This is a genomic window from Paenibacillus koleovorans NBRC 103111, assembly GCF_004000845.1.
Classification (GTDB): Bacteria; Bacillota; Bacilli; order Paenibacillales; family NBRC-103111; genus Paenibacillus_AA; species Paenibacillus_AA koleovorans.
Map to the genome: position 1 here is coordinate 1 of NZ_BIMA01000172.1, position 10,525 is coordinate 10,525.

Below are 10,525 nucleotides of genomic sequence, written 5' to 3' on the forward strand. Positions count from 1 at the left end.
TTGTAACAGCGTTCGGAACCCAGCTACCTGTCCTCCCCACATACCAACTGAACTCTTTCTCCAGAGGACCATCCGGGTGATCTTCCCTGATGGTTTTTCTTATGGTGGGCGGGGGCTGCCCGGTCGCCTTCTCCTCTTTGCCGCCGTTTGGGAGGTGATGGTGGCGTAGCGTTATTTTTTCGGGGGCATGGTACAAGGAAAGAGCAGAAGGCCAGTCTGGCCTCTGCTCCAACGAGTACTAACTCAGTTTGTAACAATCATCGTAATCGCAACCGTTCTTCCACCAAGAAGTGTCACCATCAGCTCGCACTGCTCGCCGGGTATTAACTGACTGAGGGTTTTCCCTTGGGATAGATTCGTCTCTACATTAATTATTTTCCCTGTAGTCAACTCCAAACCGTACTGATCAAACACGCGCAATACGGAATTGGAAATGTCATATGCTGTTGAAAACGCAAGAGTATCTCTATTCACACTGATTGTTGAACCTGAGATGTATTTAAACATTTGATACGTTCTAAAGCTTTCCCGTGCGGCTACAGGTGCCTCATTACTGATTTGTAGAGTCAGAGCGTATGGAATAGCGCCTGTTGAAGTAATGCCAGTCACCGTGTAAGGGATGCTTAGAGTTTGATTTGGCTCGGTAAATGGCAATCCCGATTTGGCCCACAGCATCAAATCCGTATAAGAAACATAAGTACTCTGTGTAACCGAGACCGAATAATAATTGGTATGATCTGCAGGTAATTTTACTACCGTTCCGTTCGACAGTTTGCCGTAGACAGTCAATAGTTTGGCATACAGAACGTCATCGCTGGCGTACAGTTTACCTGGGTCGACCGGACTGTATTCCGCAATATCTGTATGATCCACGACTTTCAGAGTTAAATAGTAGAGAGAATCGGCTACATCCTGATCGAATGAGTTGACCAGTTTCAGTTGCAGTTCTACTTCACTCGCTCTGCTTTGACCCTTTACAAAGATGGAGGAGATCTCGGATACCAATAGATTTCCACTGGAGAGTTCGATGGCTTGCCCAAGGGCAGTCGCTTTTACCTTATAGCCGGCAATGGCCCATTTTGAAGAAGGCATAACTCGTCCGTACTGATCCATTACTTGGACATTCGCCGAGCGAATTTGTAAGGTTGCTCCTACCGCAATGGTTTGGATTCCTAAAGTGCTGACTGCTGAAATTAGAACTGGCTTCGCCTCTTTATTGAGTTGAATTGGAAGAGTAGCTACACTTTGATTCGCTAAAATTGCTATTACTGCAACAAATGAAGCCATTGGGACATTTGTTGCGTCGAACATCAGCTTCACACGGTTCTCGGCGTAATCCATTTCAAAATAAACTTGTCCTACTCCATTCGAATCGAGATGTTGAATAGATAAGAGTCTATCTAGGGTTGTAACAGGATTGCCGAACTGATCGAAGGCAGCGAATGGAATTTCAAACTTCTCCCCTTGTACCGCAACAATTGGAGCAGTCATATTCAACTGTGTGACTACAGGGGTGCTGCCCAAATCGACGACTCCATCAGATGAAGCATCGGGAACAAGAACGGTTCGAACCGAGCCTGACTTATACGTCAATTGTGTTGTAAGTCCAATGCGTATGTACTCGTTCTTTGTGGTCGTACCCGTATATAGAAGATTGAAGCTGCCGTCAGCTCCTTCTTGTAAGATCGCCGAGCCCTTGCTTGCCGATACGTAAGCCCCTCTTATGCTCGTTAAGTCCGAGAAGGGATCTCCGTACTGATCGACTGCCGAAATGGGAATTACGGTAGGTTCGCCGGAAATAATTTTGGTTGGTGCTGTAAGGAGAACGCTGTCCAATCGACGTGCTTCTCGTACAGTGACTTCATACGTTGCCCGAGCTCCGGTATATCGAGAAATGATTAGTACTTCTGTCTTGCCTGCAGCTACATGTCCTGACAACTGGAGAGCCTTTTGATTCGAATTAGGTAGCACTGTAATTTGTCCGGTTGTATTTAGTATTGTCGGATTGCTAACATGAATGATCATTTCTTCGTTCATAGCAGCCGCGCTCAGTTCTGCTCCATCCTCATCTATTGCGGATACTAGTAAATAAAACTCTCCAGCATTGCTAGTGGTCGTCAGTTCTTTTTGTGCGGCATGGTACAGCCCTGTTATTTGTATGGTAGGGTACTGGGGAGGTACAGGGTCTACCGGATCAACCGGTGGAGCTGGCCGCTCTTCGTCTGACACAGCGAGGGTAATCGCTGCAAAATTCTTGTTGCTGCTCATGGCGCCTACTGCGATTAGCTGACCTAGGAAAAATGGTGGACCCGAGGTTGTAATCATCAGCTTGTTGGGTTGGATCGGAGTAATAGATCCAATGCCTGTGGTAAACATATATTGAGAAGCACGAGCAGCAGTAACGTCCTCTCCATATTGGTTCTCAATAATAAACTTTGTATAAATTTCAGTAGGACTTACTAAGACAGCGGTACTCAATAAGAAAGACAGCTTTACTTCCTCATTCTCCGCATTCAATGCGAAGCTAAACGGTCCGCCCGGAACTCCGCTTACGTCTAAGGTATAGCTCCCCTTAGATAGGTTGTTCATCAATTCAATAGTGGCGGTCTTACTGCGACCATTATTAGGACCCAATACTATTTTTCGTATCGGGAGCGGTAGGAGATTGTCTTTCTTCACAGAGAGCTGCAAAAGCGGTTCGCTGTAAAAACCTTCGGTCAAACTCAACTCGATTTTTTTGGCACCTACTATGCTGGCACTATTAGGCACCGGTTGAAGTACAACGATTTCGACCGGATCGCTGACCCGTTCTCCGGGAGATTGCGCCGTTATACTTAGAACATCTCCTGCAGAAAGCGTCACACCTGAGAGCAGAACCAAAAATATACCATTGGAAGTATTCCGTCCCAATTCAACGCCATTTCGTGTGACCACAACTTGTGAACCGTTCACAGCATTCCCGGAAACAGAATGATAGCTCGAATAGACCGGATATGGCACCGTTGGCGTTGCAGTCTTAGGCGGAACTACAGCAACCGTCAATTCAACCCCATCACTGACTTGGCTGCCGCTCTTCTGAGCGGTGACGCGCAAGACGTCGCCTGCCGTCAAGCTTACAGTCAAGGAAACATCAAACTGCCCGCTAACAGCTGCGGCGCCGCTGCCGATGGTGCTACCGGAGCGGGTGACGACGATGGAGGAGCCGGACTCGGCCGTGCCGCGGATGGCGGTAGCGTTCGCGTAGACGGTTTCCGTGAAGGTAGGAGAAGCCGTTTTCACCGTAGGTATGGCTGGGCCTCCGCCTCCGCCGCCACCTGGGAAAATCAAAGGCGGCATTGTGGTGGGCGTCGTGCCCGGGCCAGTGGTGGTCTCCGGTTTTGTCTCAAACTTGGAGTCTTTGGCCCCCTCGCCGAGGACGGCATTCTCGATTTTGCCCTTCCCCAGCACCTCCACAACCGCGTTCAGTACGGCTTCAAGGATGCTTGCGCCTTCGGCAACCGTTAACTTGATGCCTGCGGCCTTCTCCAGGATGGTCAGCTTGTCGATCGTGCCCTTCGGCATCTCGATCTCGACCTTGGTCGAAGCGACCTCAACGGACTCGAAGCTGCCGATCAGCTTGACCTTGGAGTCTGCGGACAGCCCCTCCGACAAGGATAGTTTGCCGAAGCCGCCTCCGGTCAAGCCCTCCTCTTCGATCGTGACGCTGGACTCGACGGTTACTTCGCCGACCTCGGTCTTCCCGGTTGCGACGATGCGTACGGTTCCGGTCTCCTTGTCCACGATGAGTGTGAGGATAATCGTATCGACGAGGTGGACGCTGTTCGCGCCGCCGCCTTGGACAAGGACGGAGCCTTTGACCTGCACGTTCTGCAGGGTGACGTCGCCTTCGCCAACGCCCTTCGCGATTTGCAGATCCCCGTTGATGACGGTATTGCGCAACGTGACGCCCGGTGCCGAGACGACTACTTTGCCGGCGATGGTCTCCTCGCCTGTCTCGGGGCCGTATGTACCCGCTTTGTCGAACGCAACGGCTTTGGCAGCCAACGCCCGCTGCAAGGCAACAATCGCCTCGGCACGCGAGACCGGAAGCGTCGGCCGGAAGCTGCCGTCCTCGTAGCCGTTCAAGATGCCCCTGTCGCTGAGGGAGCCGATGGCGCCTGCGCTCCAGTCTGCGATCGAGGCGGCGTCCGTATACGATGCCCGAGCAGCAGCCGAGCCCGACTTGGCCGGAGCCAATTTATTCAAAATAACGGCGAGCTCCTGACGCGACACTTGCTGATGCGGCCGCGCGGTGCCGTCTTCATAGCCTTCGATGAAGCCGGCTTGTACGGCTTGCGCGAACGGAACGGCTGCCCAATCCGAAGCCGGCAAGTCGCTGAACGCCACAGGCGCGCTCGAAGCAGGAGTGCCGAACGAACGGTTGGCTAACGCAACCAGCTCGGCCCGAGTGACCGACCCGTCCGGTTTCACGGTACCGTCTGCATAGCCCTCGATCCAGCCCTTCTGCAGCCATTCGCTCATGATTCCAGCGGCCCAATGCCCCTGAATGTCGCTGGCCGTACTAGCTGCCGCCTCGACTCGGTTGGCCGGTACATAGAAGCCTGTCACCAACAGCCCCGCAGCTAGCCATACGGCTAAAATCTTTTGGAATCCCTTCTTGCTGAAACGCATACTTCGCCTCCTGAAGATTAGTTGAATTTGCTATTCCTAATAAAACAGCTTTCTGATTGGATAATTTCCCACGAAAAGGAATCCTGCCTGATAGTATAGGATAGTTCGACTGCAGATGCTGTTGAAATATGTCGAATAACTAGAAATTTCGGACGAAAAATAGTTTTTTTGCCTCAGTCCACTTCATCACAATTTTTCCCGCCAACCCAATAGAAACTTCCTAGGAATTCCGGCCAAAAGAGCGAAGTAGAATAGAAAGGGAAAGGGTATACAAGAGAGATCAACCAGGGAGTGATGGCGGTATGGAGATTTGGATCGCGGCTCTGTTGACGCTAACTTGCGCGGCGGGCTTTCTATTGTTTCGGCGGAATACGATCCCTGACGGTCGTAGCGGAAGCATGGAAGAATCGGTATCGGAGTCGAAATCGGTACCGGTATTGGGCTGGAAGCTGTCCGTCATCATCCCGGCGCGGAACGAGGAGCACAACCTCCCCCATCTGCTCGGCTCTCTGCAAAAACAAACCTACCAGCCGTACGAAATCATCGTAGTCGACGACTGCTCGGAGGACCGGACGCGCGAGGTCGCCAAGAGCTTCGGGGTCACGGTCGTGGCGAGCACGCAGCTCCCTCCGGGCTGGACCGGCAAAAACTGGGCCGTCTGGACTGGCTACAGCCAAGCAACCGGCGATCTGATCGCCTTCCTGGACGCGGATGTCCGGCTCGCCCCCCATGCGCTGCAGTCGCTGCTGACAGCCCGGGAGCACACAGGCGGAGCCCTCTCCGTAGTCCCTCACCACCATGCCGAGCAATTTTACGAAAGACTCGCGCTGATCCCCAACATCCTCGGCTTGTTCGCCTTCACATCGCCTTTCGAAACCAAAAATCCGAACAAGGGCTTCTACGGATCCTGCATCCTGACCACTAGAGCCGACTACGAAAAAGCGCAAGGCCACGAGGCGATCAAAGCGGAGCTGCTGGACGATCTCAATCTTGGCGCCAAATTCATCGAAGCCGGCATTCCGGTCACCAATTATATCGGCGACGACGTGGTCTCCTTCCGCATGTACCCGAACGGCATCCGCAGCGAGGTGCAAGGCTTCAGCAAAGGCGCGGTGCTCAGCACAAGTAAGCTCGACATCCGCACGACGCTGCTCGTGGCAGTATGGCTGATCGGGCTGATCGCGGCTGAAGCGGCGCCTTTCTTGATCGGCACAGGCTGGTTTTGGCCGCTCGCCGCAGCATACCTCCTGTACACGCTGCAAATTTACTATTTCGTAGCCTACACCGGACGTTTCGGCCGTTGGATGCCGGCGCTGCATCCGCTCAGCACGGTTTTTTTCCTGTTCATCATGCTGTACTCGGTCTATCAGGTCGTGTTCTTGGGGAATGTGGCTTGGAAAGGAAGGCGGGTTGAGGTAGGGGGGCGAAAATCGTGATGCTGCTGCTGTGGACGGCTATTTGTTTCCTGAGCGGATCCTTCATGTTCTCCTATTGGCTCGGTCTGGCGGCGAATCGCAATTTGAAGGAAGTGGGTGACGGCAATCCGGGGGCTTTGAATTTGTGGAAAGCGGCTGGGTACACGTATGGGCTCACCGGCATCGCGCTCGATTTTCTAAAAGGGTATGTTCCGGTACTGCTCATGTGTCAAACGGAAACGGGGGCGGGGGGCGGATACGGCCTGGTCCTCCCTGCGGCTGCAGCCGTCATAGGCCATGCGTTCTCTCCGTTCATGGGCTGGCGCGGGGGCAAGGCGATCGCGGTGACGTTCGGGGTATGGAGCGCGCTGACCGGATTCGCCGCAACGCTCGCTTATGCGATCATTCTGGGGGTGCTGCTCGCCGTCGCCCGCGGCGCCAACAAAGGCAAGCCGACCTCCTCCGAGGCCGACGGGTTCCAAGTTGTGCTGGGCATGCTGCTGCTGTCGATTTTTCTGATCGTGCGTGGCTATACCCCTGCTATCCTGCTGTTCTGGCTGGTCAACCTGCTGCTGCTGGCCTTCACCCATCGTCATGAGATCGCCAGGTTCCTCAGTCGCCGGTTTGCGAAAAAGGGAGCCCGCTGAACGGGGAGCGGAGAGCGGAGAGCGGAGAGCGGGGAGCAGAGTGCGGCGCGATTGGAGCGTACGGAGCAGAAAGCGGTGAGCTAAGAGCGACGTATGGGAACAGGGAAAGACGTGCGGGGGAGCGACGTACAGTACAGGGAGAGACATCCGCGGAGCAGGATTGATTCGTCGACGGGCACTGGGTCACTCCACATGCCGTAGCTTGTCGGGATTCACCACGATATACACATGGGCGATCACAGCGTCCTCGACTGCGAAGGTGAAGACGGCGTTCGTTTGGCCGCCGAGCTTGGTGATGATGCCCGTCCCTCCGTTTACCTCCGCGAGTCGGATGGACAGCTCCTCGGCCGGCTGTTTCTTCAGCACGCCCTGCAGGAAGGCGATCACGCGGCTGCGGCCCGTAACCGGCCGGATCGCGGCGGACACTTGGCCCCCTCCGTCGGAGCTGAGCACCGCATGCTCGGACAACAGGCCTAGCAGCGCCTCCATATTGCCGCTGGACAGCGCCTGGACGAACCGCTCGGTGAGCCGGTTGGCCGCGTCGGCCTGCACCCGTGCGGCGGCCAGCCGATCCTGACCTTGCCCGGAGGCAGGAGCGTCGCCCGAGGCGCTGGCCGAGACGGCGCGTTTGGCGCGGTGGAAAATTTGGCGGCAATTCGCAGCCGTCTTCCCCACGATCTCCGCAATTTCCTCGTAATCGTATTGCAGCACCTCGCGCAGGATGAACACCGCCCGCTCCACATCCGACAGCTGCTGCAGCAGCAGGAGATAGGCGGTGGACAGCGACTCCTTCTGCAGGTAACGCTCCGCCGGGCCGACTGCGCCTGCCAGCGAGGCACCTCCTAGCCCTGGCGACAATCCCGCCGCGGACTCCGTCAACAGAGGTTCGGGCAGCCAAGGGCCGACATAAACTTCCCGCTGCCGGCTGGCCGACCGGAGGCGGTCCATACAGCGATGGGTGACGATTTTGCACAGATACGCCTTCACATGGCGAATGTCATGGCGGCGGGAACGCGCAGCCTCATAGTCGAGAAACGCCTCCTGTACGGCATCCTCCGCATCCGCCACGCTGCCCATCATCCTGTAAGCCAGCGCAAACAGCAAAGCCCTATATTTGACGTACAGGTCCGCTAACGATTCGGTCTGTTCCATGGTCGTCCCTCTCCCTTTCTAACCCTGCTCGCCTTCCTTATCCTTCCTTATATTTCCTTATAACTCCTTATTCGCCTACCGCAGTCCGATACGCGCCGCCCAGCACCTGGCCAACCGCCCGACGGGCGCTTGTCGCCGCCGCATCCAACAAATACTCTCCATGGCTCGCCCAGTCGCCGGCAACGTACAAACCCTTAATTTCCGGCACGGATGGACCGACCTCCAGCTGCTTCCGTCCCAGATGCGCATAATCGTGAACGACCGCAATATTCGGCAAAAATTGTTTGGCCGCTACAAGCTGCTCCCAGCCCGGATGCAGGAGCGACATCGTCTGCTCGAGCAGCTGCAAGTCGGCCGCAGGATCGCTGTCCGTCGGGCCGTTGTATTTCATCAGGTGGACGACTACCTTGCCGTCCTCGGTCAGCTTGGCCCCGGCGGAATGGTTGCTGAAGAAAACGGGACGGTCGAGTCCGAGCGCCACCTGGCGGTCGGGAGACGGCAGCCGTTCCAGGCACAGGTCGAGGCAGGCCGCCATCGCCGGGCGGGCTTCGTCTTTCCAGCGGCTCAGCACCGTCCGCTCCGCACCAGGGACAAGCCGGAACGTCACCTCCGGCGATACTGTGCTGATCACGTGAGCTGCCGCCAAAACCGTGCCGTCCTCCAGCTCAACTTGGCGGACCGCTCCGCCTTCATGGACGACCCGGGCTGCGGCGCTGTGTTCGATCATTTTCACGCCTGCTTGCACGGCTTTCTCTCGCAACTGATCGACAATCGACTGCCAGCCGCCGTGCAAATACTGCACGCCGCTTTTGAGCGAGCGCTGCACTTGCTTGAGCGCTGGGCCCGCCAATTGGTAGTCGGGATCGCGCGTGTAAGTCGCCGTTCGTGTCAGCGAGTAGAATATATGCCGCACCATCGGGTCGCGCAGCTCCCGCTCGGCCCACTCCCGCAAGCTTTCCCCAGGTCGCACCGCGATCGGACCCGACTTGAACAGCTTCCAGAACAGCTTCACCAGCTCGCCTTTGCCCGACCAGGACAGGAACGACGAGAGCAGCAGCTTCGCCGGATTGGCCAACGGAAACGCCTGGTCGTTCCAGATGAACGATCCGTTAAACGTCGGCTGCCCGCCTTCCAGCGCGATGCCCCATTGCTTCAATATCGCGTACGCTTCCCCGCCTTTATAAATCGCATGCCCGCCCAAATTGAACAGAGCTCCATTTTTCCGCACCGTGATGGCGCGTCCCCCGACGCGGTTCGATTTTTCCACCAGAATGGCCGGTTTCCCCGCTCTGCCCAGCTCCACCGCTGCCATCAGACCCGCCACGCCGCCTCCGATAATGACTGTATCGTATGGTTTCATCTTCATCGCCCTCCGTGAATGTTGTTGGTTTCACATATAGGGCGGATGAGGGTTTGGTTTTGTGACAGGATTGGTGAACCGCCAATCAGCCATCTCGATATGATACACCGCGAGCTCCTCGCACCGCTCATAACAAGCCTCAGCCGCCAAATAGCGGTCGTGCTGCCGCTAACCTTGTTCGTCCCCTGTAAGCTTCATGCCGCGACCCGGGCATTGGTTATCTATAAAGTGCCCCAGCTTTTCCAACCTCCTCATAGTTTGGCCAAATGCTGACGCCCTGCTGTCAGGGTGCTTGTACTATAATGAAAGCATAGCGATTCGATTCTGAAAAGCAGTGCGGCTAAAAATAGCAGTAGGCAATCGTAACTACTCAGGTGTTAGATAGGGGGAGCCGTCGGCGGTCGACGGCGGGCTATGTAGGGCTCCGGCAGATGAGGAATGCCGGGTCGCCAGGTTTAGCGGACAGGAGATCCGCTATTGTGCTTGATTCAGCGGTTTTTGAACATTTAGCGGACACACGAGCCCTTATTCGACTTCACAAGTGAACATTTTGCCACTTTACCGTTAAATAAGATCATCTGTGTCCGCCAAACTCACGAAAGCGTTACTTTTGTAGCAAATAAGATCATCTGTGTCCGCGAAAAATTTTGCAGAAACCTAAGTAATGATGGCAGCACATCACGTTATATTACGTGAGGAATACCAGAGAGAAGGAGTAATTGACCCATGAAAAGCCGATCCACACTTGAAAGGCCGGTGTTGTCGCGTCGCGCGCTAAACCGCGCTTTGCTTGCACGGCAGTTGCTGCTCGACCGCTCAACGATGAGCCCGCTGGCGGCGGTCGAGCGGCTGGCCGGGCTGCAGGCGCAGGCGCCGCTGCCGCCGTACTACGCGCTGTGGACGCGGCTCGCGGGCTTCCAGCCCGATGCGCTGGCGCAGTTGCTGCTCGACCGCCGTGTCGTCCGGATTGCGCTGATGCGCTCGACGATCCACCTCGTCTCCGCCCGCGACTGCCTCGCGCTGCGCCCGCTGATCCAGCCCGTGCTCGACCGCGGGCTGCGAGGCGCGCACCACCGCGACCTCGCGGGCCTCGACGAAGCCGCCGTGGCGGACGCCGCCCGAGCGTACACCGAGGCGGCGCCTCACACCGCTGCCGAGCTCGGCGCGCTGCTCGGCGAGCGCTGGCCCGGCGTCGGCGCGGACACACTGGCGGCGGTCGCACGCACGCGCCTCGCGCTCGTGCAGGTGCCGCCGCGCGGTGTGTGGGGCGCGAGCGGCCC

6 protein-coding genes are annotated in these 10,525 nt (G+C 56.3%); 3 read left to right on the forward strand and 3 right to left on the reverse strand.

The window, feature by feature from the left end:
* Positions 1-243 precede the first annotated feature (243 nt).
* Complete coding sequence (locus PKO02S_RS30245) at positions 244-4,671, reverse strand: S-layer homology domain-containing protein (RefSeq protein WP_127588740.1); 4,428 nt, start codon at positions 4,669-4,671, stop codon at positions 244-246.
* Positions 4,672-4,973: 302 nt separating this feature from the next.
* Here PKO02S_RS30245 and PKO02S_RS30250 point away from each other — a divergent pair, with 302 nt between their 5' ends.
* Both PKO02S_RS30250 and PKO02S_RS30255 read left to right on the forward strand, forming a co-directional pair.
* Positions 4,974-6,107 (forward strand): glycosyltransferase, encoded by a 1,134-nt coding sequence (locus tag PKO02S_RS30250; protein WP_127588741.1) that lies wholly within the window; start codon positions 4,974-4,976, stop codon positions 6,105-6,107.
* Positions 6,107-6,733, forward strand: coding sequence for a glycerol-3-phosphate acyltransferase (locus PKO02S_RS30255; protein WP_127588744.1), 627 nt, complete (start codon positions 6,107-6,109; stop codon positions 6,731-6,733). Before PKO02S_RS30250 ends, PKO02S_RS30255 begins: the two co-directional genes overlap by 1 nt.
* A 183-nt stretch (positions 6,734-6,916) precedes the next feature.
* On the opposite strand, the gene sigJ is transcribed toward PKO02S_RS30255, so the two are convergent.
* Entirely contained in the window at positions 6,917-7,885 is a 969-nt protein-coding gene (sigJ, locus tag PKO02S_RS30260; protein WP_127588742.1) for an RNA polymerase sigma factor SigJ, read from the reverse strand.
* Between the two features lie 67 nt (positions 7,886-7,952).
* Positions 7,953-9,245 carry a phytoene desaturase family protein gene (locus PKO02S_RS30265; RefSeq protein ID WP_246067643.1) on the reverse strand — a complete coding sequence of 431 codons (1,293 nt, stop codon included), beginning with the start codon at positions 9,243-9,245 and terminating at the stop codon, positions 7,953-7,955.
* Positions 9,246-9,971: 726 nt separating this feature from the next.
* Here PKO02S_RS30265 and PKO02S_RS30270 point away from each other — a divergent pair.
* Positions 9,972-10,525 (forward strand): DNA glycosylase AlkZ-like family protein (locus PKO02S_RS30270; RefSeq protein WP_164821776.1); only part of this gene is annotated, 554 nt, incomplete at its 3' end.

Excerpts from the sequence above, each read along its gene's own strand:
- PKO02S_RS30265 (WP_246067643.1), bottom strand. The coding sequence starts at position 9,245 with ATGAAACCATACGATACAGTCATTATCGGAGGCGGCGTGGCGGGTCTG.
- sigJ (WP_127588742.1), bottom strand. The coding sequence starts at position 7,885 with ATGGAACAGACCGAATCGTTAGCGGACCTGTACGTCAAATATAGGGCT.
- PKO02S_RS30250 (WP_127588741.1), top strand. The coding sequence starts at position 4,974 with ATGGAGATTTGGATCGCGGCTCTGTTGACGCTAACTTGCGCGGCGGGC.
- PKO02S_RS30255 (WP_127588744.1), top strand. The coding sequence starts at position 6,107 with ATGCTGCTGCTGTGGACGGCTATTTGTTTCCTGAGCGGATCCTTCATG.
- PKO02S_RS30245 (WP_127588740.1), bottom strand. The coding sequence starts at position 4,671 with ATGCGTTTCAGCAAGAAGGGATTCCAAAAGATTTTAGCCGTATGGCTA.